The organism is Streptomyces sp. NPDC047043 (assembly GCF_040644055.1).
Taxonomy (GTDB): domain Bacteria; phylum Actinomycetota; class Actinomycetes; order Streptomycetales; family Streptomycetaceae; genus Streptomyces.
In genome coordinates, this window is record NZ_JBEYVO010000024.1 from 68,880 (window position 1) to 92,088 (window position 23,209).

23 protein-coding genes and 1 pseudogene are annotated in these 23,209 nt (G+C 71.1%); 13 read left to right on the forward strand and 11 right to left on the reverse strand.

Annotation, left to right across the window (positions count from 1 at the left end):
* Positions 1-444: 444 nt before the first annotated feature.
* A pseudogene (locus tag ABZ880_RS33450) lies at positions 445-1,631 on the forward strand (adenosine deaminase).
* A gap of 34 nt (positions 1,632-1,665) precedes the next feature.
* A complete protein-coding gene (locus ABZ880_RS33455; RefSeq protein ID WP_361270617.1) occupies positions 1,666-2,373 on the forward strand; it encodes a glycerophosphodiester phosphodiesterase in 708 nt (235 codons plus the stop codon).
* Here ABZ880_RS33455 and ABZ880_RS33460 read toward each other — a convergent pair.
* Entirely contained in the window at positions 2,355-4,001 is a 1,647-nt protein-coding gene (locus ABZ880_RS33460) for a sigma-70 family RNA polymerase sigma factor (RefSeq protein WP_361270900.1), read from the reverse strand. The genes ABZ880_RS33455 and ABZ880_RS33460 overlap by 19 nt on opposite strands.
* A gap of 383 nt (positions 4,002-4,384) precedes the next feature.
* On the opposite strand from ABZ880_RS33460, the gene ABZ880_RS33465 reads away from it, so the two are divergent.
* The gene (locus tag ABZ880_RS33465; protein ID WP_361270620.1) at positions 4,385-5,518 is read left to right on the forward strand and encodes a serine hydrolase domain-containing protein; all 1,134 of its coding nucleotides are present in this window, start codon (positions 4,385-4,387) and stop codon (positions 5,516-5,518) included.
* Here the strand turns inward: ABZ880_RS33465 and ABZ880_RS33470 are convergent.
* The 5 genes from ABZ880_RS33470 to ABZ880_RS33490 all read right to left on the reverse strand — a co-directional run bounded on the left by ABZ880_RS33470 (position 5,511) and on the right by ABZ880_RS33490 (position 8,142).
* Positions 5,511-6,032, reverse strand: a complete 522-nt coding sequence (locus ABZ880_RS33470; RefSeq protein WP_361270623.1) for a hypothetical protein — start codon at positions 6,030-6,032, stop codon at positions 5,511-5,513. The genes ABZ880_RS33465 and ABZ880_RS33470 overlap by 8 nt on opposite strands.
* 75 nt (positions 6,033-6,107) lie before the next feature.
* Positions 6,108-6,590, reverse strand: coding sequence for a hypothetical protein (locus ABZ880_RS33475; RefSeq protein WP_361270626.1), 483 nt, complete (start codon positions 6,588-6,590; stop codon positions 6,108-6,110).
* Entirely contained in the window at positions 6,574-7,065 is a 492-nt protein-coding gene (locus ABZ880_RS33480; RefSeq protein WP_361270629.1) for an RNA polymerase sigma factor, read from the reverse strand. The genes ABZ880_RS33475 and ABZ880_RS33480 overlap by 17 nt, the downstream gene beginning before the upstream one ends.
* Positions 7,066-7,159: 94 nt before the next feature.
* The gene (locus tag ABZ880_RS33485) at positions 7,160-7,777 is read right to left on the reverse strand and encodes a class F sortase (RefSeq protein ID WP_361270633.1); all 618 of its coding nucleotides are present in this window, start codon (positions 7,775-7,777) and stop codon (positions 7,160-7,162) included.
* Complete coding sequence (locus ABZ880_RS33490) at positions 7,774-8,142, reverse strand: sortase-dependent protein (protein ID WP_361270636.1); 369 nt, start codon at positions 8,140-8,142, stop codon at positions 7,774-7,776. The genes ABZ880_RS33485 and ABZ880_RS33490 overlap by 4 nt, the downstream gene beginning before the upstream one ends.
* A 210-nt stretch (positions 8,143-8,352) precedes the next feature.
* Between ABZ880_RS33490 and ABZ880_RS33495 the strand changes: the two genes are divergently transcribed.
* Both ABZ880_RS33495 and ABZ880_RS33500 read left to right on the forward strand, forming a co-directional pair.
* Positions 8,353-9,012 (forward strand): YceI family protein, encoded by a 660-nt coding sequence (locus tag ABZ880_RS33495; RefSeq protein ID WP_361270640.1) that lies wholly within the window; start codon positions 8,353-8,355, stop codon positions 9,010-9,012.
* A 107-nt stretch (positions 9,013-9,119) separates the two neighbouring features.
* On the forward strand, positions 9,120-9,767 hold the full coding sequence (locus ABZ880_RS33500) for a dihydrofolate reductase family protein (RefSeq protein WP_361270643.1): 648 nt from the start codon (positions 9,120-9,122) through the stop codon (positions 9,765-9,767).
* A 17-nt stretch (positions 9,768-9,784) separates the two neighbouring features.
* Here the strand turns inward: ABZ880_RS33500 and ABZ880_RS33505 are convergent, their stop codons facing one another.
* The 3 genes from ABZ880_RS33505 to ABZ880_RS33515 form a co-directional block, all read right to left on the reverse strand.
* Positions 9,785-10,975: a spermidine/putrescine ABC transporter substrate-binding protein gene (locus ABZ880_RS33505; protein ID WP_361270645.1), complete on the reverse strand. Its 1,191-nt coding sequence runs from the start codon at positions 10,973-10,975 to the stop codon at positions 9,785-9,787.
* A gap of 118 nt (positions 10,976-11,093) precedes the next feature.
* Positions 11,094-12,395 carry an ATP-binding protein gene (locus ABZ880_RS33510; RefSeq protein WP_361270647.1) on the reverse strand — a complete coding sequence of 434 codons (1,302 nt, stop codon included), beginning with the start codon at positions 12,393-12,395 and terminating at the stop codon, positions 11,094-11,096.
* Entirely contained in the window at positions 12,392-13,048 is a 657-nt protein-coding gene (locus tag ABZ880_RS33515) for a response regulator transcription factor (protein ID WP_361270650.1), read from the reverse strand. The genes ABZ880_RS33510 and ABZ880_RS33515 overlap by 4 nt, the downstream gene beginning before the upstream one ends.
* A 119-nt stretch (positions 13,049-13,167) precedes the next feature.
* Here ABZ880_RS33515 and ABZ880_RS33520 point away from each other — a divergent pair, with 119 nt between their 5' ends.
* On the forward strand, positions 13,168-13,713 hold the full coding sequence (locus ABZ880_RS33520) for a hypothetical protein (protein WP_361270652.1): 546 nt from the start codon (positions 13,168-13,170) through the stop codon (positions 13,711-13,713).
* A gap of 98 nt (positions 13,714-13,811) precedes the next feature.
* Here the strand turns inward: ABZ880_RS33520 and ABZ880_RS33525 are convergent, their stop codons facing one another.
* On the reverse strand, positions 13,812-15,251 hold the full coding sequence (locus tag ABZ880_RS33525; RefSeq protein ID WP_361270655.1) for a gamma-aminobutyraldehyde dehydrogenase: 1,440 nt from the start codon (positions 15,249-15,251) through the stop codon (positions 13,812-13,814).
* A 176-nt stretch (positions 15,252-15,427) separates the two neighbouring features.
* Here ABZ880_RS33525 and ABZ880_RS33530 point away from each other — a divergent pair, with 176 nt between their 5' ends.
* The 7 genes from ABZ880_RS33530 to ABZ880_RS33560 all read left to right on the forward strand — a co-directional run bounded on the left by ABZ880_RS33530 (position 15,428) and on the right by ABZ880_RS33560 (position 22,348).
* On the forward strand, positions 15,428-15,946 hold the full coding sequence (locus ABZ880_RS33530) for an Lrp/AsnC family transcriptional regulator (RefSeq protein WP_361270658.1): 519 nt from the start codon (positions 15,428-15,430) through the stop codon (positions 15,944-15,946).
* On the forward strand, positions 15,931-17,313 hold the full coding sequence (locus ABZ880_RS33535) for an aspartate aminotransferase family protein (protein WP_361270661.1): 1,383 nt from the start codon (positions 15,931-15,933) through the stop codon (positions 17,311-17,313). Before ABZ880_RS33530 ends, ABZ880_RS33535 begins: the two co-directional genes overlap by 16 nt.
* Before the next feature lie 217 nt (positions 17,314-17,530).
* Positions 17,531-18,271 (forward strand): ATP-binding cassette domain-containing protein, encoded by a 741-nt coding sequence (locus ABZ880_RS33540; protein WP_361270664.1) that lies wholly within the window; start codon positions 17,531-17,533, stop codon positions 18,269-18,271.
* Positions 18,253-19,842, forward strand: coding sequence for a hypothetical protein (locus ABZ880_RS33545; protein WP_361270668.1), 1,590 nt, complete (start codon positions 18,253-18,255; stop codon positions 19,840-19,842). The genes ABZ880_RS33540 and ABZ880_RS33545 overlap by 19 nt, the downstream gene beginning before the upstream one ends.
* 97 nt (positions 19,843-19,939) lie before the next feature.
* Complete coding sequence (locus tag ABZ880_RS33550) at positions 19,940-20,347, forward strand: VOC family protein (RefSeq protein WP_361270671.1); 408 nt, start codon at positions 19,940-19,942, stop codon at positions 20,345-20,347.
* Between the two features lie 26 nt (positions 20,348-20,373).
* Positions 20,374-21,495 (forward strand): LOG family protein, encoded by a 1,122-nt coding sequence (locus ABZ880_RS33555; RefSeq protein WP_361270674.1) that lies wholly within the window; start codon positions 20,374-20,376, stop codon positions 21,493-21,495.
* 160 nt (positions 21,496-21,655) lie between these two features.
* On the forward strand, positions 21,656-22,348 hold the full coding sequence (locus ABZ880_RS33560; RefSeq protein WP_361270677.1) for an LAETG motif-containing sortase-dependent surface protein: 693 nt from the start codon (positions 21,656-21,658) through the stop codon (positions 22,346-22,348).
* A gap of 61 nt (positions 22,349-22,409) precedes the next feature.
* Here the strand turns inward: ABZ880_RS33560 and ABZ880_RS33565 are convergent, their stop codons facing one another.
* Positions 22,410-23,207: a maleylpyruvate isomerase family mycothiol-dependent enzyme gene (locus ABZ880_RS33565; RefSeq protein ID WP_361270680.1), complete on the reverse strand. Its 798-nt coding sequence runs from the start codon at positions 23,205-23,207 to the stop codon at positions 22,410-22,412.
* Positions 23,208-23,209: the final 2 nt, after the last annotated feature.

The following is a 23,209-nucleotide window of genomic DNA, read 5'->3' on the forward strand; positions in this document are numbered from 1 at the left end:
CTGGCCGCGTTGCCCATCGGCGTCCCGGCACCCGGCGGGGCGAAGGGATTGGCGGGAGCGCCGGTCGGCCCCGCGGCTCCGGGCGGCGCGAAGGGGTTGGCTGCCGCGCCGGTCACAGGTGTCGCACCCGGCGGCGCGAAGGGGTTCCCCCACGGCTGGGAAGCAGGCGGAGTGTCTCCACCACCAGGTACGGAAATGACCGTCTGCTGGTCGTGCACGGACGGACCCGCCGGGTCGGCAGGCCCGTTCCCCACCACCGTGTACCCGGGCCCCGCGGCACCGTCATCCGTCGGAGGTGCCCACGGATTCCGCTCCCCCGGCTTCGTCAAGGGAACCTTGGAAGCCTCCTCCTGCGAGGACGCCCCCGCCATACCGTTCTCCGGCGCTGTCGGCGTATGCGCGTCGTCGGACATGCGCTGGCCCCCCTTTTTCGAACGTTCCGTCATGCTACGGCCCGGCCCACCCGCCCCCGGTCCGGCCTACGATGATCCCCGAGTCACCGATCAGCCGATCACCCGCGTCCCGTCCGGCCCACCCGCCGGGGACGCCGCTCCGGGGAGGAACCCTTGACCGACCACGTCGACGCGTCCGCCGCCGCCCTGCGCGACCTGCACGCCTTCATCACCGGACTGCCCAAGGCCGAACTGCACGTCCACCACGTCGGCTCCGCCTCCCCCCGTATCGTGTCCGAGCTCGCCGCCCGCCACCCCGACTCCAAGGTGCCCACCGACCCCGAGGCCCTGGTCGACTACTTCACCTTCACGGACTTCGCCCACTTCATCGACGTGTACCTGTCCGTCGTGGACCTCATCCGCACACCGGAGGACGTACGACTGCTGACGTACGAGGTCGCCCGCGACCTGGCACGGCAGCAGGTCCGCTACGCCGAGCTGACCATCACGCCGTTCTCCTCGACCCGCCGCGGCATCGACGAGCGCGCTTTCATGGACGCGATCGAGGACGCACGCAAGGCGGCCGAGGCCGAGTTCGGGACCGTACTGCGCTGGTGCTTCGACATCCCCGGCGAGGCCGGACTGGTGTCGGCCGAGGAGACCGCCCGGCTCGCGACCGACGACCGGCTGCGCCCCGAGGGGCTGGTCTCGTTCGGGCTCGGCGGACCCGAGATCGGCGTACCCCGGCCGCAGTTCAAGCCGTACTTCGACCGCGCGATCGCCGCGGGCCTGCACTCCGTGCCGCACGCCGGCGAGACCACCGGGCCGGAGACGGTGTGGGACGCGCTCACCCACCTGCGCGCCGAACGCATCGGGCACGGCACCAGCTCCTTCCAGGACCCGAAGCTCCTCGCGCACCTCGCCGAGCACCGCATCCCGCTGGAGGTCTGCCCGACCTCGAACATCGCCACGCGCGCGGTCCGCACCCTCGCAGAGCACCCGATCAAGGAGTTCGTGAAGGCCGGGATAGTCGTCACCGTCAACTCCGACGACCCGCCCATGTTCGGCACCGACCTCAACAACGAGTACGCGGTCGCCGCCCGCCTGTTGGAGCTCGACGAGCGGGGTCTCGCGGACCTCGCGAAGAACGCCGTCGACGTCTCCTTCCTCGACGAGGCCGGCAAGGCCCGGATCCGGGACGAGATCGACGCGTACACCTCGGCGTGGCTCGCCCCCTGACGCCCTCCACCGTCAACGCCCCACAATGGGGGCCATGCAGAACGTGACTGCCGTCGCCCACCGCGGCGACCCCTACCGCGTCCGCGAGAACACGATCGACTCGCTGCGTTCCGCGCTCGACCGGGGCGCGGACGCCGTCGAGATCGACGTACGGCTCACCAGGGACGGCGTCCCCGTGCTGCTGCACGACGAGACGCTGAAGCGGCTGTGGGAGCAGGACCGGCCGCTGCTGTCACTGTCCGCCGCCGAGGTGCGCGGGCTGACGGAGGGCGGCGTCCCGACCCTCGCGGAGGCGCTGGCGGCGACCGACGGCAGCCGTCTGATGCTCGACCTGCCGGGCACGCGGGACGTACGGACGGCCCAACGCATCGTGGACGTCGTGCGGGACTCGGGGGCGGCCGACCGCGTCTACTACTGCGCCGGCGCCACCGCGATGCTCGCCGTCCGCGCCGCCGACCCCTCCGCCGAGATCGCCCTGACCTGCACGAGCCTGGCGCCCCCGCGGCCCGCGCTGCTCACCGCGGTGAAGCCGCGCTGGCTCAACTACCGCTTCTCGCTCGTCGACCGCGACCTCGCGGGCCGGGTCCACCACGACGGATATCTCCTCTCCGTCTGGACACCGGACACCCGCCGCTCCATGCGCCGCCTGCTCGACCTCGGCGTCGACTCGATCACGACGAACCGCGTGGACCTGCTGTGCGCGCTGCGTGGACCGGGTCGGGACTACACCTCGGAGCGCTGAGGCACCGTGGCCGGGTCGGAGGGGGTCTTGCGGGTGCAGTACTGAGGGACCGGGGTGTCGTCCTTGCCGGTGTCGCGGACCAGGCCGTAGCGCCCCGCGCCCTCGGGAGGGCCACTGGTCACGTCCTCCTCGACCTTGTCCCAGGTGGTCGGGAAGACGTTCAGGCCGTAGTCGGCGCCCCGCTCGTTCACGGTGAGGGTGACGCTGCCGTCGAGGTAGAAGTACTCGTTCTGCCACATCTGCTGGGTGCCGGACGGCAGCACGTCGTGGCCGGTGGACTTGCTGCCCATGCCGGTGGCCGTGGTGTCGGTGCTGCTGACGCGGTCGTCCATACGGCGGCCGCCACCCGAGGCCACGTGGAAGAGCCTGCCCTTGAGGCCGGTCCAGCTCGGCATGACGAGGCTGCCGGACCGGTACTGCGGCGAGATCTGCCAGCGGACCAGGACATAGCCCTGGCCACCGAGGGTCACGCTGTCCCCGCGGTGGTTCATGGTCGCGTGCGCGCCGCCGCTGCTGGTGATGCCGGACGCGGGCCGGCGCGGCAGGGCCTTGGGCGGGGTGTCCGGGTCCGGGGCCTGGTCCACGGCGTCGACGACGCTGCCGTAGAGCTCCGTCCTCTCCTTCGTCACCGACGGGGACGGGGAGGGTGTGGGCGAGGCGGACGGTGTGGGTGGTGGGCGGTGGGTGCTCGCCGCGGTGGGGGTGACCGCGGCGCGCGGGGGCGGGGTGTCGGGGGTCTGTGTGACGACGTAGGCGCCGCCCGCGACGATCGTCGCGCTCGCCGTCACGGCGACGGCGGGCTTGGTCAGGAGGCCGAGGACCTTGGCGGACCAGCCGACGGAGGTGGCGGCCACGGCCGTCTTGCCCCCGAAGGCCAGGGACAGCGTGAAGCCGACGGGGAGCGGGACCAGCGCGATGCCGACCAGGAGCCGTTCCGCCGGTACGACGGACTCGCGCTCGTCGCCGCAGTAGGCGCAGCCCCTGATGTGCCGGGCCAGCCGCTTGCGCCAGACCGAGTCGGGCCGGCCGTCCCAGCGGCCGGTCAGCTCCCGCAGCTCGGGGCAGGCGCCGTCCAGTGCGCGCACGATCCCGCGGGAGGTCTCCAGGCGCTCCTTCATCCGCTGGACGCGCACGGCGGCGTGCTGCCGGCTGATGCCGACGGCCGCGGCGAGTTCGCGCCGGGTCAGCTCGCCCGCGACCTCCAGCCACCACAGCGACAGCAGCTGCCGGTCCTCGTCGTCCAGCCAGCGCACCGCCTCCGCGACCTCGCGCCGCTGGCCCTCCAACTGCAGCCGCAGCACGGTGAGTTCGGCGAAGTCGGTGACCTCCCGGGCGGCGCTCTCGTCCAGTTGCTGCGGGGACCTGCGGCGCGCCCGGTCCCGTATCTGCCGCATGGCGATCGCCATCAGCCAGGACCGGAAGCTGTCCGGGTCGCGCAGTGAACCGAGGTTGTCGACGGCGCGCAGCATGGTCTCCTGGACGACGTCGTCCACGTCTGCGTGTCCGTTGAGGGCCCGTCCGACAACGTTGTAGACCAGCGGCAGCCAGCCTGCGACCAGATCGTCCAGCGCCTGCCGGTCACCCGCCTGCGCGGCCGCGATGGTGGAACGCCACTGCCGCCCGTCCATGCCGATCTCGCCCGTCCCGTGTGCGCTCACTCGCTGTCCGATCGCACCTTCTCAGCCTCGGCCCGACCTGTGCCGTCGGCTATGTCGGAGATCACAGTTCGCTCCCGGTGCGGGCGGTCCATGGGGGGGGCTCCCGGGTGTGAGGGGAATGGGGGACGCGAGGGGAGACGGAGTGGAGACGGACGGGATAACACTTTTTCCGGCGGCCGTACGGCGACAGGGGCGCCCGTAGGGGTAATCCCCCACAACTCCCTTGTTCCGCAGGGTAGTTACTCGGGGAACGGTCAGGGGTCACCGCCATCCTCGCCGACGATCCCGGTCGCCCCGCCCGGCATGAGGATGATCAACGACATCCAACCGCCGGAGCCTCCAGGAGCCCTTTCATGCGTGCCCGCACTCAGATCCTCGCCGCCTCCCTCGTCCTCGCCCTCGCCGTCGGCCCACTCACCGCACCCGCCCTCGCCGCACCCCCGACAGGCTCCGTCCGAACCACTTCCGCCCCGGACGCCGAAGCCCTGCGCGCCGCGATCGCCGGGCTCCCGGACGCGGACGCGACCGCCGCGCTCGTACGGGTCGGCGGCAGCGACGGCAGCTGGCGCGGCAGCTCGGGCGTGCACGATCTGGCGAGCAGTCCGGCGGCCGACCCCGACGCCCGCTTCCGGGCCGGTTCGACGACGAAGGTGGTGACGGCGGCGGTCGTACTGAGGCTGGCGGCGCAGGGGAAGGTGGACCTGAGCACGCCGGTCCAGCACTATCTCCCCGGTCTGCTCACCCCCGCCTTCGAGCCGATCACCTTACGGCAGCTGCTGAACCACACCAGCGGCATCCGTGCGGGCGACGGCTTCGACGACCCGTACGCCCACCGGTTCGAGACGCTGCCCCCGGCGCGGGTCGTCGCGTCGGCGGTGGCGAAGGGGCCGGAGTTCGCCCCGGGGACACAGCAGCACTACCTCAACATCAACTACACGATCCTCGGCATGCTGATCGAGAAGGTCACCGGACGCTCGTACGCCGAGGAGGCCACGCGCCTCGTGCTGCACCCGGCAGGCATGCGGGACACGTACTTCCCCGGCACCGACCCCCGGATCCACGGTCCGCACAACCACGGCTACCAGAGGATGAAGCAGCCGGACGGGACGACGAAGCTCGTCGACGTCACCGAGTGGAACCAGGCCGACCGCTGGGCCGCCGGCGACATGATCTCCACGACCAGGGATCTGGAGCGGCTGATCACCGCTCTGTTCCGGGGACGGATCGTGCCGGGCCCGCAGCTCGGGGAGATGTTCACGGTCCCGGCGGGTATCGAGGGGGCGACGTACAGCGCCGGGCTCCAGCGCTGGGAGCACGAGGGGAAGGTCTACTGGTTCAAGTCCGGGGCGCGTTACGGCTACAGCACCGCGATCGCCGCGACCCGCGACCTGAGCCGCACCCTCGTCTACTCGGTGAACTCCACGGACGCCAAGGACGAGACGCCGAACCCGGTCACCACGGGGATCGTGACGGCCGCCCTCAAGTAGCCGGAACCGGAAGGGGATTCGGGGTGAGGGCCTCCAGTCGCTTGATCTTCTTGCGGACGACGTACAGCGGGATCACCCCGAACACCCCGAACGACATGTCGATCACCGACCACCAGAAGGGGATCCCCCGGATCGGTCCGCAGACGAGCGCGAGCGGGATGATCCCCGCGCAGGCGATCATCGCGAACTCGACTACCCAGATGTTGCGCACGGGGTCGCGGTAGGGGCCGTAGAAGGCGACCGCGATGACGAGGTGGGCGAAGGCCAGCCAGTCCGTGCCGTAGAGGAGGAAGGGGTAGTCGGCGTCCGCGGTGTCGAGTCCGCGGCGGACGCGCTCGATCCAGTCCATGAGCGCGGGCAGGTGCTCCGGCACGGACAGGGACCTCAGCAGGTCCTCGGTCCAGCGCAGTTCGTGGACCAGGGGGAAGGCCGTGGCGCCGCTGAGCACCAGGCAGACGACGAAGAGGACCAACCAGGCGCGGATGCCCTTGAGAAGGGCGGCTCTGTCGCTCATGGCAGCAGAGTACGCCCTAGTTGAACGCGTTCAAAACTTCCCTGTCCGGAGCCACCTACCCCTCTCCGAAGCCGCCTACCTGCTCGAGGGCGTCGCCTCGGTCGCGGCGTCGGCCGCGGACGGTTCGGTCGACGGCACGGACGTCTCCGCCCTCGAGTCGGTCGGCGCCTGGGACAGCGAGGCCGACGGCGCGCGGGTCGAGGCGGAGCTCTGCGTCGGCACGGCGGTGGGGGTGGGCCGGGGCTCCGACGGTTCGGGGGTCGCCGGCCGGTGCGGCGAGGCGGCGGGGCTGCTCGCCGGCGGTGGGGCCATGGGGACCACCGGGGAACCGGGGGCTTCGGAGGCCGTCAGGCGCAGCGGCAGCACTACGAGGGCGGCGACACCGCAGGTCACGGCCGCTCCGACGGCTGCGCGCAGGAGACGGCGGCGGGCCGCGCCGCGGCGGATCGCCTCGTAGTGGCCGGGGGGTGCGCCGAGGTACTCGGCGGGCGGTCGCAGGATGACGGTGAGCGGGTCGTCGGGGTCGAAGTCCGGGCCCTCGTCAGAGTGTGTGATCAAGGCTTCTCCTCAGATGGGCGCGGAGCAGTTCGCGGGCCGCGTGGAGGTCGGCCTTGACGGTGCCCTCCTTGCGTCCGGTGAGCACGGAGACCTCCCGGATCGGCATGTCAGCGTAGTAGTGGAGGAGAATCGGCACGCGCAGTCGCTCCGGCAGGGACTGCACGAGCAACCGCACCGACGGGTCCGCCTGTTCGGGCGGCGGGCTCACCGCGGCCTCCGTGGTCGCCCGGCGCACGGCTCTGCGTTCGCGCTCCAGCTTGCGCCAGTGGTCCCGGACGAGGTTGGCCGCGGTGACGTAGAGGAAGCCGCGGGGCTCCGCCACGGACGTCCAGCGGGCCCAGAGCCGGGTGAACGCCTCGGAGGCGATCTCGTGGGCCGTCTCGTCGTCGTCGACGAGCCGGCGGCACCAGCCGGCAAGGCGCGGATAGAGGGCGGCGAACAGTTCGGACGCGGCCTTCTCACGGGACCGTTTCAACGTTCTCCAGGGTCGTGGGGGGTGCGTAGGGAAGAGCCCGGGCCGACGGGTTTCGGTTCCGTCGGCCCGGGATCCGGACGGCTCAGGCCGTCGCTCAGCGGCTCGCCGAGGCCAGTGCCGCGAAGACGATCACGTTGTCCCGGTAGCCCTCGCCGGTACGGGCTCCCCCACACGTGATGAGCCGCAGCTCGGGCCGGTCCACGTTGCCGTAGACCTCCTTGGCCGGGAAGCGGGACTTGGCGACCACCCGCACCTCAGTGACGGCGAACTCCGCAGCCGTGCCGTTCTCCAGACGCACCTCGACCGTCTCGCCCCGGTGCAGGTCCTTCAGGTGCCGGAAGACTCCGTCCCCGTAGGCGCCGACCGTGACATGGCCGAGGATCACCGACGGGCCCCGCTGGCCCGGTGTCGGTGAGTGCCGGTACCAGCCCGCCCGGTCGTGCGCCGCGATCGGCGGCACCTGCACGCTGCCGTCCCCGGCCAGCCCCAGCTTCATGACCGGGGTGTCGACCCCGATGGCCGGTATCCGGAGCCGGACCGGGGTCGATCGCCCCACGGCCGACACCGACCTGGACTTGGCCGGGGGCGCAGCGGACGACGGCGGGTTCGCCGGCGTGCTCGCGGGGCCGCCGGCCGTGGTGCCGGGACCGCCGCAGGCGACGAGCAGCGAGGCCAGCGCCGCGGTGGCGAAGGCGCGCCTGGAGACGCTCATGCCCCGTTCGCCTGCCGGCGGCGTACGAGGAAGACGGCGCCGCCGCCCAGGACGACGGCCGCAGCGGCGCCCCCGCCGACCAGCGCGCCCGCGTGCGAGGAGTCCGAACTCGTCGGCGCCACACCCGTGTTGGGCGCACCGCTGGGCACGACGGAGACCTGGTCCGAGGGCGCCCGGGTCGGCTCGGCGCTCGGCACGGCGCTCGCCTCGTCGGTCGGGGTGGTGGACTCGGCGGGGCTGGGGACGGTGGTGGCGGACTGGGCCGGGCTCGGGGACGCGCTCGTCCCGTCGGCGAACGCGGGCATCGCGCCCGCCAGCACGGCGGTGCAGGCAAGTGCCATGGCGCTGAGGCCTGTTCGGCGCATGAATCGCTCTCTTTCGTCGGTCCGCCCACCCGGTGGGCCCGGGCGGCTGCGTCACGGATCGAGCGGAGAGACGAGACAGGGAAAGGGCGGGTTGTAAAGAGCCGGCAAAGCCGCGCGGCCCGGCGGGCTGAGGGCAAATCGTGCCGACCCTGTGCGCGGGTCTTGAAGGAGCCTTGCGGCGACTCTTGTCATGACGTAAGTACGTGAATCATGAACCTTTTCACCCGTGCTGCGTCCCTGCGCCGCCCGGCTCCCCCCACCGCACCCCAACTCCCCGACCACCCACCGGCGTTCGCCCGGCCCGGCGGACCGGATCCCGCCCTGGCGGCGCTGACCGGGGAATGGCTGATCGACCCGGCGCACAGCCGCATCGGCTTCTCCGTCCGCCATGCCATGGTGACGACCGTGCGCGGCTCCTTCGCCCAGTACGAGAGCCGCCTCTACTTCGACGGCCGCGACCCCTCCCGCTCACGGGCCGAGATCGTCCTGTTCACCGCGTCCGTCGACACCGGGGTGGAGCAGCGCGACGCCCACCTGGTCCACCGCGACTTCCTGGACGCGGCGACGTATCCGCGGATGCGCTTCGTCAGTACGGCGGTGCGTCCGGCCGGCAGTGACGTCTACGTCATGAGCGGCGACCTCACCATCAAGGACACCACCCGTCCCGTCGACCTGGAGCTGACCTACATCGGCCATGTCACCGACGCGTTCGGGGACGAGCGGGTGGGTTTCGACGGTACGACCACCATCAACCGTTCCGAGTGGGGCCTGACCTACAACTCACGGCTGGCGGAGGGCGGGGCCATGGTGAGCGAGAAGGTACGTCTGCAGTTCGACATCGCCGCCATCCGCACGATGCCCGGCCGCTGACGCCCGCCGTGTGCCAGGCCCGGACCGGCCGCACAGCCGGCGCAGCCGTTGCATGACCGAGCGGATCCGACGAAGCTCGACGAGCGGAAGGAAAGGAGACGCCAACCATGTCACTCGCCCGCGTCCACAACTTCTCCATCTCGCTCGACGGCTTCGGCACCGGTGAGGGCCTGAGCCGTGACGCACCGTTCGGTCACGCCGGCGAACGGCTGCACGAGTGGATGTTCACCACTCGGTTCTGGCACGAGATGACCGGCAAGCCCGGCGGCACCGGCGGCCTCGACGACGCCTTCGCACGGCGGTTCACGCCCGGGATCGGCGCCGAGATCATGGGCGCCGGGAAGTTCGGCCCGCCCGGCTGGCACGAGGACCCGGAGTGGAAGGGGTGGTGGGGTCCCAACCCGCCCTTCCACACACCGACCTTCGTCCTCACCCATCACCCGCGCCCGTCGATCGAGATGGAGGGCGGCACCACCTTCCACTTCCTCGACACCTCGCCCGCCAAGGCGCTGGAGACGGCCCGCGAGGCCGCGGACGGCCAGGACGTACGCCTCGGCGGCGGGCCCGCCACGATCCGCGACTTCCTCGCCGCCGGGCTCATCGACCACCTGCACGTCGTCGTGGTCCCGATCCTGCTCGGCCGAGGCGTACGCCTCTGGGACGGGCTCGAGGACCTGGAGAAGGACTACGAGGTCGAGACTGCCTCCTCACCCACCGGTGTCACGCATGTGACGTTCACCCGCGTGGGTCTCTGAACCGCGCCGCGGCCGGGTCACAACCCCACGATCTTGTTCCACCTCCTGGCGAACTCCACCCGCTCCTCGGAGGTGATGTCCCGCGCGATGGCGAGCCGGCTGCGCATCTTCGTGTCGGGGAAGATCAGCGGGTTGTCCGCAAGGGCCGCGGTGTCCTCGTCCTTCGAGGAGGCGAGGACGTCCTGGGCGGCCGGGACGGGGCAGACGTAGTTGACCCAGGCGGCGAGTTCGGCGGCGACCTCGGGGTCGTAGTAGTAGTCGACGAGCCGCTCGGCGTTGCGCTTGTGCAGGGCGCGGTCCGGGATCATCAGGGAGTCCGACCACAGCTCCGCGCCCTCCTCGGGGACGAGGAAGCGGATGTCGGGGTTGTCGGCCTGGAGCTGGATGACATCTCCGGAGTACGCCTGGCAGGCCAGGACGTCACCGCTGACCAGGTCCTTGGTGTAGTCGTTGCCGGTGAACCGGCGGATCTGCCCGTTGTTCACGTACTTCTCGACCTGGTCGCAGACCTTGTCGAAGTCGGCGGCCGTCCACTTGGTGATGTCGACGCCGTTGCCCTGCATCAGCAGCGCGAACGCCTCGTCGAGGCCGGACAGGAGGGTCACCCGCCCCTTGAGATCGCTCGCCCACAGGTCGGACACGTGCCGGATCTCGCGGCCGAGCTTCTTGCGGTTGTACGCGATACCGGTGATGCCCGACTGCCACGGCACCGAGTACTTGCGGCCGGGGTCGAAGGCGGGCGAACGCAGCTGCGGGTCAAGGTACTTGGCCACGTTCGGCTGCTTCGCCCGGTCCATCTCCTGGACCCAGCCCAGCCGTACGAACCGCGCGCACATCCAGTCGCTCATGACGATCAGGTCCCGGCCGGTCTGCTGATGGTTCATCAGGGCGGGGCTGATCTTGCCGAAGAACTCGTCGTTGTCGTTGATCTCCTCGGTGTACTTGACGGAGATCCCCGTGCGCTTCTCGAAGGCCTCGAGCGTGGGCCGCCGGTTCGGGTTGTCGTCATCGGTGTCGATGTACAACGGCCAGTTCGCCCAGGTCAGCCGCTTGTCGCTGGCGGACAGATCGGCGACGGCACGCTGTCCGGGCTGCACATACGCGGCGTGCACCCCGCAGCCGGCCAGGCCGCCGAGAACCGCGCCCCCGCCCAGCACGCGCAGCAGGGACCGGCGGGAGAGCGAGGGGGTCTTCGGTGTGAGGGGCATTGACGCAGCATGCCGCGCTTGCCTGTGACCCCACAATCGACGCAGCGTCGAGTGCGTCCGCGCAGTCCGGACACCTTGTCGAGCAGGCCGTCCGGAGCCGATCGGGCCGTGGGCGGGGTCAGTCGGGCGGTACGGCTGCGACCGAGGCCCGCGGCAGTGGCGTACCCGGCAGCGGGCCGACCGGGGGCAGGGCGACCTCCACCACCAGCCCACCCGTCGGCCGGGTCCGCGCCCGCACCCGGCCGCCGTGCGCCGCGACCACGGCGGCGACGATGGACATACCGAGACCGAGCCCGTCGCGATGGGCGCCCCTCCCGCTCGAGCGCATCCGAGAGTGGGGGAGGACGCGATCGGGTCCGAGGCGCCGGAAGGGCTGGAAGAGTCCGGCCGCCTGGTCCGCCGGGATCACCGGCCCGCTGTTCTCGACCCGCAGCCCGGGGCACCCCGCCGCGTCCACCCCCGTCCAGACGGTCACCCAACCCCCCTCCCCCGCCGGGAGGTTGTGGCGTACGGCGTTCTCGGTGAGGTTGACCACCAGCCGCTCGATCAGCTGCGGATCACCGAGCACGGGCGCCGGATTCAGCCGGGCCTCGACCCTGAAGCCGACGTCCCGGAATCCGACGTCCCGGCCCCCGACGTCCCGGCTCCCGACATCCTGGCGCCCGGCCTCCGGCAGCCGCTCCCGCACGATCGCCGTGAGATCGACGAACTCCCGCTGCTCCAGCCCGCGTTGACTGCGCGCCAGCGTCAACAGGGCGTCGATCAGCCGCTCCTGCTCCTGCCCGGCCGCCCGTACCCTGCCGAGCGCGGCCCGCAGGGACTCCGCGGACGCGTCGGGGTCGGCGAGGGCGACGTCCACGATGGTCTGCTGGAGCGTCAGCGGGGTGCGCAGCTCGTGGGAGGCGTTGGCGACGAACTGCTGCTGCGCCTCGAACGCCCCCTCCAGTCGGGCCAGTACGTCGTCGAAGGTGTCGGCCATCGCCTTCAGCTCGTCGTCGGGGCCGGGCACGGCGAGCCGTTCGTGCAGGTTGTCGGCGGAGATCCGGCGGGCGGTACGGGTCATCGTGCGCAGCGGCAGCAGCACCCGGCCGGCCATCAGCCAACCGAGGGCGAGAGAGACCAGCGCCATCACCGCGAGGGCCACCACCGCGTAGACGAACAGGTCGTGGAGCTGGTCCTGACGGATGATCTCGGCGACGGCGCTGACGGTCGCCGGCGCGGCCGGGGTGGCGCCCTCGCCCGGCAGACCGGGCCCCTCGACCGACGTGATGCTCCGCCCTCCCACGACGGAGCTCGCGGCGAGGAAGTAGACGATGCCCAGCAGCACCGCGCCGGCCACCACGAACAGGGCGCTGTACAGGAGCGTGAGCCGCCACCGGATGCTGCGCGGGAACAGCCGTACGAGCCCGTGCCCTGTCATCGGATCCGGTACCCGGCCCGGTCCACCGTCTCGATCAGCGGCGGCTCCCCCAGCTTGCGCCGCAACCGGCTCACGGTGACCTTCACCGTCTGGCTGAACGGATCCGCGGCCTCGTCCCATGCCCGCTCCAGCAGCTCCTCGGTGGACACGACCGCCCCCTGCGCGCCGAGCAGCAGCTCCAGTACCGCGAACTCCTTGGGGCTGAGCGGCAGTTGGGATCCGTCCCGCATCGCCTCCCGCCGCGCCGGGTCCAGCCGCAGCTCCCCCCGCACCAGAACCGGCGGCAACGCGGGCTGCGCACGGCGCGCCAACGCCCGTATCCGAGCGACGAGTTCGGCGAAGGCGAAGGGCTTGGCCAGATAGTCGTCGGCCCCGAGCCCCAGCCCCGCGACCCGATCGGCCACGGTCCCCGAAGCGGTCAACATCAACACCCTGGCCCGACTGCCACCGGCGGCCAGCCGCCGACAGACCTGATCCCCGTGCACACCGGGCAGATCCCGATCGAGCACGACGACGTCGTACGCATTGACCTCGGCGCGCTCCAGGGCAGTCGGCCCGTCCAGAGCGAGGTCGACCGCCATCCCCTCCCGCCGCAGCCCCGCGGACACGGTCTCGGCGAGCTCTTCGTGGTCCTCGACCACCAGCACACGCATGGCTTCCAGTGTGGCGGCCGACCGGTTACACGCGCATAAGCCGGACCGTTCCGCTGCTGTAACCGCCTCCGGAGTTGCCTGGGCCTCGTACCGAACGGCACCTCACCGCAGGAGGAACCATGCGCATCCGGACCACCGGCCCACGACGGCTCGCCCTGGGCATCGCCGTCCTCACGGCCGCCGCGCTCGGCACGGTCAGCGCGTCGGCCGCGCAGGCGACCGGCTCGTCGACCGCGAACACCCGGCACACCGCCGAGTCCAAGTCCCTGAAGCCCGGGGGCTTCGCCGTCGCCTACCAGCCGACCTCGAACGCCCCCGACGACCTCAACTCCGCGAACGACGACTTCGCCGGCTGCATGCGCGACCAGGGGCAGACGGTCTTCCCCCGCTTCCACGCCGCGAAGGACGAGGAGGGCCATGTCCGCCTTGAGGTGAAGATCACCGGCGGCAACTTCGACCCGACGGCCACGGCCTACAAGAAGGCCGTCAGGGAATGCGGCCCGATCCTCGAAAAGGCCGGCATCACCTTCCCGAAGCCCGGCCACCCGTTCCCGGCCCCCGACCCCGCCAAGGGCGCCGGCGAGGGCGGCTCCACCCGCATCGAACCGGGCAGGCCGGGTGGGCCGGACCTGCCGTCACTGACCAGCACCGTCGAGAAGGCCTAGCTGCACCGTCCCTGAGGGGCGCGGGGCTGTGTCGATGTGCGGCTACCGCCGCGTGTGCGCGACAAGCCCCCGCGCCCCTGCAGACGACGGAGGACGGTTTACGCGTCCAAAGACGTCATCACGTGCTTGATCCGCGTGTAGTCATCGAACCCGTACGCGGACAGGTCCTTGCCGTACCCCGACTTCTTGAACCCACCGTGCGGCATCTCCGCGACCAGCGGAATGTGCGTGTTGATCCACACGCACCCGAAGTCCAGCTTCTTGGACATCCGCATCGCACGCCCGTGGTCCTTGGTCCACACCGAGGAAGCGAGCGCGTACTCGACGCCGTTCGCCCACTCCACCGCCTGCTCCTCGTCCGAGAAGGACTGGACGGTGATGACCGGTCCGAAGACCTCCTTCTGGATGATCTCGTCGTCCTGCTTCAGCCCGGACACGACGGTCGGCGCGTAGAAGTACCCCTTCTCACCGACCTGGTGACCACCGGCCTCGACCTTGGCGTGGGCGGGCAGCCGCTCGATGAAGCCGGACACCTGCTTCAGCTGGTTGGGGTTGTTCAGCGGCCCGTACAGCACGTCCTCGTCGTCCGGCTGCCCGGTCTTGGTGTCGGCGGCGGCCTTGGCGAGAGCCCGTACGAACTCGTCGTGGATGCCCTCCTGCACCAGGACGCGCGTGGCCGCCGTACAGTCCTGCCCGGCGTTGAAGAAGCCCGCCACCGAGATGTCCTCCACGGCCTTGGCGATGTCGGTGTCGTTGAAGACGACGACCGGCGCCTTGCCGCCCAGCTCCAGGTGAACCCTCTTCAGGTCCTTCGACGCCGACTCGGCGACCGACATACCGGCCCGCACCGAACCGGTGATGGAGGCCATCGCCGGAGTCGGGTGCTCGACCATCAGCCGGCCGGTGTCACGGTCGCCGGTGATGACGTTGAAGACGCCCTTGGGCAGGATCGAACCGATGATCTCGGCGATCAGGACGGTCGAGGCCGGGGTGGTGTCCGACGGCTTCAGTACGACGGTGTTGCCCGCCGCGATCGCCGGCGCGAACTTCCACACGGCCATCATCATCGGGTAGTTCCACGGCGCGACCTGCGCGCAGACGCCGACCGGCTCGCGGCGGACGATCGAGGTCAGCCCCTCCATGTACTCGCCGGCGGAGCGGCCCTCGAGCATCCTGGCCGCGCCCGCGAAGAAGCGGATCTGGTCGACCATCGGCGGGATCTCCTCGGACCGCGTGAGCCCGACCGGCTTGCCGGTGTTCTCCACCTCGGCCGCGATGAGTTCCTCGGCCCGCTCCTCGAACGCGTCCGCGATCTTCAGCAGGGCCTTCTGACGCTCGGCCGGGGTCGTGTCGCGCCAGCCCGGGAAGGCCGCGGCGGCCGCGGCCATGGCGGCGTCCACGTCCGCCTGACCCGACAGCGGCGCGGTCGCGTACGCCTCGCCCGTAGCGGGGTTGACCACCTCGGTGGTCCGCCCGTCGGCGGCGTCCCGGAACTCACCGTCGATGTAGTTGCGCAGACGACGCAGCTCGGTGCTCACTGCCGGCCCTCCAAGTTCGAGTGGATCCAACGTGTCCATTGGCTGAGACACCCACACTAATGCGATCGCCCACGTTTTCAACACCCCCGGTCGCATCAAGGCTGCGAAATCCGCAGGTCTCAGTCGCGTAAACAACGAATTTCATTGGTCCGCCCTTGCGGAACCGTCGAGACGTCGTGCACAGTGAGGGCGTGGCCAGTCGAAGCGCAGAGCACAGGGACTCGTCCCGCGAGTCCAGGAACGGCACTCCTCATCTGGATGCCGTCTCCCTCGCCATCATCGAACAGCTCCAGGAGGACGGCCGGCGGCCGTACGCCGCGATCGGCAAGGCCGTCGGCCTGTCCGAGGCGGCCGTGCGCCAGCGCGTCCAGAAGCTGCTCGACCAGGGCGTGATGCAGATCGTCGCCGTCACGGACCCGCTCACCGTGGGCTTCCGCCGGCAGGCGATGGTGGGCATCAACGTCGAGGGCGACGTGGAGAAGATCGCCGAGGCGCTGACGGACATGTCGGAAGTCGAGTACGTGGTGATGACCGCGGGCTCGTTCGACATCCTCGCCGAGATCGTCTGCGAGGACGACGACCACCTGCTGGACGTCATCAACAAACGCATCCGGGCCCTGCCCGGAGTGCGCTCCACCGAAAGCTTCGTCTATCTGAAGCTGAAGAAGCAGACCTACATGTGGGGAACCCGATAGCCGTGAGTTCAAAAGACCTCAGCCAGACCGCGTACGACCACCTGTGGATGCACTTCACCCGCATGTCCTCGTACGAGCACTCCCCCGTCCCCACCATCGTCCGGGGCGAGGGCACCTACATCTACGACGACAAGGGCAAGCGCTACCTGGACGGTCTGGCGGGCCTGTTCGTGGTCCAGGCCGGTCACGGCCGCACGGAACTCGCCGAGACCGCCTTCAAGCAGGCGCAGGAGCTGGCGTTCTTCCCGGTGTGGTCCTACGCCCACCCGAAGGCCGTGGAGCTGGCGGAGCGCCTCGCGGACCACGCGCCCGGCGACCTGAACAAGGTCTTCTTCACCACCGGCGGCGGCGAGGCCGTCGAGACCGCCTGGAAGCTGGCCAAGCAGTACTTCAAGCTGACGGGCAAGCCCACCAAGTACAAGGTCATCTCCCGCGCCGTCGCGTACCACGGCACCCCGCAGGGCGCCCTGTCCATCACCGGCCTGCCGGGCCTGAAGGCCCCGTTCGAGCCGCTGGTCCCCGGCGCGCACAAGGTTCCGAACACCAACATCTACCGCGCGCCGATCTTCGGCGACGACCCGGAGGCCTTCGGCCGCTGGGCCGCCGACCAGATCGAGCAGCAGATCCTCTTCGAGGGCCCGGACACGGTCGCGGCGGTCTTCCTGGAGCCGGTCCAGAACGCGGGCGGCTGCTTCCCGCCCCCGCCCGGCTACTTCCAGCGCGTGCGCGAGATCTGCGACAAGTACGACGTCCTGCTGGTCTCGGACGAGGTCATCTGCGCCTTCGGCCGCCTGGGCACGATGTTCGCCTGCGACAAGTTCGACTACGTCCCGGACATGATCACCTGCGCCAAGGGCATGACCTCGGGCTACTCCCCGATCGGCGCGTGCATCATCTCCGACCGTCTGGCCGAGCCGTTCTACAAGGGCGACAACACCTTCCTGCACGGCTACACCTTCGGCGGCCACCCGGTCTCCGCCGCGGTGGGCCTCGCCAACCTCGACCTCTTCGAGCGCGAGAACCTCAACCAGCACGTGCTCGACAACGAGGGCGCGTTCCGCGCGACCCTGGAGAAGCTGCACGACCTCCCGATCGTCGGCGACGTCCGCGGCAACGGCTTCTTCTACGGCATCGAGCTCGTGAAGGACAAGGCGACGAAGGAGTCCTTCAACGACGAGGAGACCGAGCGCGTCCTGTACGGCTTCCTCTCCAAGGCGCTGTACGACAACGGCCTGTACTGCCGTGCCGACGACCGCGGCGACCCGGTCGTCCAGCTCGCCCCGCCGCTGATCTCCAACCAGGAGACCTTCGACGAGATCGAGCAGATCCTGCGCGCGACGCTGACGGAGGCATGGACGAAGCTCTGATCCGCCAAGGGGATCCATCTGTGGATCTTCCTCTCGGATGATCAACACCGGCCCCGGTGCCGCCCGTTCGAGTGAGAAACGGGCGCCCGGGGCCGTGTGCTGTCCGGCCCGACCACCTGAACTGCCTAGCGTGCCGAGTGACCGATCGGCCCTGCCTTCGTTCCCCCGCACGGGGGATGGCACGGCAACAAACGGATCTGAACCGAGGTGTACGCGGATGGTGGCCCCGCCGGACAACGACGTGCTCTGGGCACGCACCCTGCACTTCCAGCACAGCGACGGCTCCCCCGCGCTCAGCGGCGTCTCGCTCGGCGTCCAGGAGGGCGAGATCCTCGCCGTCAGCGGCCCGCGGGGCAGCGGCAAGACGACGCTGCTGCGCTGTCTGTCCGGGCTGGTTGCGGCCCAGCGCGGTGAGGTCTGGTTCAACAGCGTGCCGATCCACACCATGGGCTCCCTGACCCGGGAGCGCCTGCGCCGCGACCGCTTCGGCTGGATCGACCCGGCCCCCGTGCTCGTGCCGGAGCTGAACGCCTGGGAGAACGCCGCCCTTCCGCTGATGCTGCGCGGCACCAGCCGCCGCCGTGCCAAGACTGCCGCCCTGGAGTGGCTGGAGCGCCTCGACGTCGGCGACAAGGCCCGCAAGCGGCCGCACGAGCTGGTGCAGGCCGAGCGGCAGCGCGTGTCGATCGCCCGCGCCCTCGCCCCGTCCCCCACCGTCCTGTTCGCCGACGAGCCGACGGCACCGCTGTACCGCGCCGACCGCGCCCACGTCCTGCGCACGCTCACCACGGCGGCCCGCTCGCACGGCATCACGGTCGTCCTGGCCACCCACGACGCGGATACCGCGGCCCTCGCCGACCGCACGGTGTCGCTGCTGGACGGGCGCCGGGTGCGCACGGTCCATCTGCCCCCGGTCGCGGAGACGGAAGGCCGGGCCGCGTGCTCGCTCTCCGTCTGACCCGCGGCGCCCACCCGGCCGTCCACCTGCGCCGTCTGCTGGTGGCGACGGCCTCGGCGGGCACGGGCTTCCTCCTGCTCAGCGCCCTCGGCTACGCGATGGGCCACGCCGACAACCCCGGCGGCTCGATGCTGCGCCTCGCCTGGTGCCTCACGCCCCTGGCCGCCACCGTCCACCTCGCGGTGGCGGTGGCCCGCACCGACCCGGCCACGAAACCGCGCACCGGCCTCGCGGCCATCGGCCTGGGCCCGGGCCGCCTCATGACCATCTCGGCCACCACGACGGCCCTGTCCTGCACGCTGGGCTCACTGCTGGCCCTGCTCCTCTTCCTCCAGCTCCGCGGCGACCTCACGGGCATGCCGTTCGACGGAGCGGCGGCGGAGTTCCTCGCCGCGGACCAGTCCTTGCCGCTGCCGGCGACCCTGACCCTGCTGTCCGTCCTCCCGGCGCTCGCCTCGGTGACGGTGGCGCTGGTCCTGCGACCGCGGGACGCCAGGACGGTCGCCGCCCACGTGGCGCACTCGTACGGCCGCTTCGGCGCGTATCGCAGGTCGGTGACGCGCGAGACCTTCGGCACGTACGGCCGCTTCGGGGCACGTTGGCCGGGCCGCGGCCGCCCCGCCGGGCCTGCGGGCGACAGCGCCCCCGAGGCCATTGCCACTCCTGAGCCGGACGGCACCCCGCCGGCGACGGCGAGCGAAGCCCACCCCACGGCACCGGCGGCGACCATCGCCCCGACCGACCGCGCCACGGCTCCGGTCCCGGGCACCGCCCCGACCGACCCCGCAACCACTCCCGTCCCCGACACCACCCCGCCCGACCCCGCAACCACTCCCGTCCCCGACACCACCCCGCCCGACCCCGCAACCACTCCCGTCCCCGACACCACCCCGCCCGACCCCGCAACCACTCCCGTCCCCGACACCGCCCCGACCGACCCCGACCCCACCCGCCCTCCGGCCCCCCGCGCCGCCCCCGCCGGACTCCCCTGGGGCACGGCCCTCCTCGCCGCGGGACTGGCCGTGGAGACCTACGCCGGCCGTACAGCCGACTCCGGCGCCGCCCTGCCCGGCGGTCTGCCGACCGGCGCCCCCATGGTCCTGACCGGCTGGGCGCTGATCGTCCTGGGCCTGGCCCTGGCCGGTCCCGGACTGACCCATCTGTGCGGACGCCTCCTGCAGTCCGCCCGGCCCGGCGCCCTGCGTCTGCTCGCCGGCCGCGTCCTGATGGAGGAGGCCACCCGCATCGGCCGCCCTCTGGGCGTCGTCTGCGCGGTCGGCTCCGGCGCGTACGCCATGACCGCGCTGCACGACACTCCCTCGCCCTCCTTCGGCCCGCTCAGCACCCTCGGCACGCTCCTCGTCACGGGCTGCACCCTCGCCACGCTGCTCACCGCCGCCGTGGAGGCCAGGCAGGCCCGGGCCGACACCACGGCCGCCCTGCTGCGCCTCGGGGCGCCCAGCACGATGCTGCGCAGCGCCGCCGCCCTGCGTGCCGGTGCGCTGCTGGCCCTGTTCGGTCCGCTGACCCTGATCGTGGCCGAGCTCGCGGCGCTGCCGTCGGCCCGCTGAGAACCCGTACGAACAATTTCCCCGGCGGCCGATGAGTTCCGCACCGGCCCCGGGTCTACCCCGTCGAACGAACCGGATCCGATGGGAGAGACCCCGCATGTACCAGCAGATGATCTTCGTGAACCTGGCGACCAACGACGTCGACGCGTCGAAGAAGTTCTTCACGGAGCTGGGCTACACGATCAACCCGCAGTTCAGCACGGACGACTGCGCCTGCGTCGTGATCAGCGACACCATCATCGCGATGCTGCTCAGCAAGCAGCGGTACGCCGACTTCACGAAGAAGGAGATCGCGGACTCCACGAAGACCAGCGAGACCCTGCTCTGTCTGAGCGCCGAGAGCCGCGAGAAGGTCGACGAGCTGGTCGACAAGGCGATCGCGGCGGGTGGCACGGGCACCGAGGACGCCATCGACCACGGCTACATGTACGGCCGTTCCTTCGACGACCTCGACGGCCACAGCTGGGAGGTCATGTGGATGGACCCGGCAGCGGTCCAGGGCTGAACGGAGAGGGTGCCTAGCATGGGCGCGTGCAGACGAGCCCGGCCCATGCGGCCCATCACGACGAGCGCGAGATCGAGACGCTCGAGGACTTCGACGCGACCGTGTCGGCCCGCGGCACTCTCGCCGGCTACCGGGTGCAGGCCGTCGATCTGACGGACCGTACAAGGGAGTTGCTCACCACCGACACCGCGCGGGCCGTCTTCCTCGGCTGCCCGATGCGCGAGGACGCGGCGGCCAAGGTGCGCGCCGACGGCGCGCTGGTCTTCCCGCCCGTCCCGGGTCTCCCCTTCGACCCGTACCGCGGGCACCTCTACAAGCCGGACGAACTGTTCGCCTCGCTCGACAAGGGATACGAGCAGACGCCGGACGCGCTCGCCTACGCCTGGTTCCAGCAGACCAAGGCCGACGGCGACATATACGCGTCGATGCTGCGCGCCGTCCACGACGACTCCGTCTCCGACGCCCTCGACGAACTCCTGCGCGGGGCGCGGGTGGTGGGAGTCATGGGCGGCCACGCGATGAAGCGCGGCACGGAGGCGTACGGCGGTGCGGCACGCCTCGGCCGCGAGCTGAGCCGCGCCGGTTTCACGGTGGCCACCGGCGGCGGCCCGGGCGCGATGGAGGCGGCGAACCTGGGCGCGTACGCGGCGCCGTACGACGACGCCATGCTGGAAGAAGCCTGCGAACTCCTCGCCGGGGCACCGTCGTTCACCCCGTCGATCACCGCGTGGGCGCAGGCCGCCTTCGAGGTGCGCAGCCGCTGGCCGAAGGGCAACCACTCGATCGGCATCCCCACCTGGTTCTACGGCCACGAGCCGCCGAACCCCTTCGCCTCGCACATCGCCAAGTACTTCGCCAACGCCACCCGCGAGGACGGCCTGCTGGCCCGCTCGAACGCCGGCGTGGTGTTCCTGCCGGGCGCCGCCGGCACCGTACAGGAGATCTTCGACAACGCGACGCCCAACTATTACGAGTCACGGGGCGAGCCGACGCCCATGGTCCTCGTCGACCGGGAGCACTGGACGCGGAAGCTGCCCACGTGGCCCCTCTTGCAGGCTCTCGCCCGGGAACGGTCGATGGAGTCCCGTATCGCCCTCGTTGACCGGATCGAGGAGGCTCCGGAGGCGTTGAAACGTCTCGGGAGTTAATAAGAGCGTAAAGCCAACCCTCCTGCTGGGCAGACGGATTGACACTCCTTATGGAACGCTTATAAACCTGTGAGACTCCTGGGGACGGTGATGCCTCACCACACCGTCGCCACAGTTCACCGACAACCCCCCGCAGTTGTGCATCCCGTGAAGGGCAAACGTGTCCATAACTCGCCGCACCGCACGTCGTTCCGTGCAGATCCTCGGCGTTGCCGCCGCCTCCTCCGCGCTCGCCCTGAGCGCCGCGGGCAGCGCGCTCGCCTGCAACATCAACGAGTTCTCCGCCGAAGCCAAGTGCGACGGCAGCAAGGGCGTCATCACCGTCACCGACAAGGACCCCTCGGGTACGCCGGCGACGATCACCGTGTTCCTCGAGAGCAACGGCGCCGACGCCAAGCAGATCGGTGAGCAGGACGTCACCGGTTCCCGTGAGGGCGTCACCGTCACTTTCGACGAGGACTGGTCGCCGAACGCCGAGTACCGCGTCCACGTCGCGGCCGGCAAGGACAAGGACCACCTGATCGTCGACAAGGACATCACGCCGAACCTGACGACCCCGTCCGAGGGCTGCTCGAAGGACGAGTCGACCCCGCCGGCCACCCCGTCGCCGTCGGAGTCCGCCTCGACCCCCGCCGAGGAGTCCCCGACCCCGTCGGCCTCGGAGAGCAGCTCCGCCCCGGCGAGCACCTCGAGCAACGCGCCGTCCCCGGCGGCCGGTGACTCGAACCTCGCCGAGACCGGTGCGAACTCCAACACGGGTCTGATCGCCGGTATCGCGGGCGCGCTGGTCGTCGTGGGCGGCGGCGCCGTCTTCTTCGGCATGCGCCGTCGCGGGGCGAACAGCGGCCGCTGACGCCTCACTCGGCAACACCTGTGGCCCGTCCCCGTATCCCCGGGGGACGGGCCGCAGTCGTTCACCCGAAGGTCGCCCGCTCCAGCCAGAACTCCAGCAGCTCCCGCTCGCCCAGGACCTCCAAATCCGCGCTGTCCAGCGGCAGTCGGCGGTAGAAGGCGAGGAGCACTGAGGTGAGGGGCCCGCGCAGGGCGACGGTCGCCTTCTCGTGACCGCGGCGCCAGACCACGCCGTCCTCGGTGAGCTCGACCAGCCACTCGGCGTTCAGTTCGGGGCCGGTGTCGGTGGCGTGCAGATGGATGCTGCGGCCGGGGCCACGCAGTTCCCCCTCCGCCTCGTGCGGGTAGTTCCGCTGCGCCCATTGCACGAGCTGCAGCCATTCGTCGACGGCATCGGCGGCCACCTCGGGCGCGACGTCGTACGGCATCCCGGCGGCGAGCACGGCGTCCGCACGGTGGACGGTGATCTCGTGGGTCACACGGCGGGCCCAGAAGCCGGAGTTGAGCGTCCCGGCCCACCCCCACACCTTGGCGTCCGGCCCGGCCTCCCGCAGCGTGCCGACGATCATCTCGCCGGTCTCGGCGAGCCAGGCGTCCAGCGCGGCGGCGTCACCGCGGGCCGCGGGGCCCTCGTGCAGCGGGACCTGCTCGTCGGGGATGTTCTCCTCCGCCCGCGTCCGCACGAGCAGCTCCACCCAGCGCAGGGCGCCGCCCATGTGCCGTACGAGCTGTTCGAGGGACCAGTCGGGGCAGGTCGGCACGGTGGCGGACAGGTCCGCACCGGAGCTGACCACCGCCCTCAACTGCTCCGTCTGACGGGCGATTTCGTCGCAGTAACGGTCGTACGCGAGGACTGTCATGC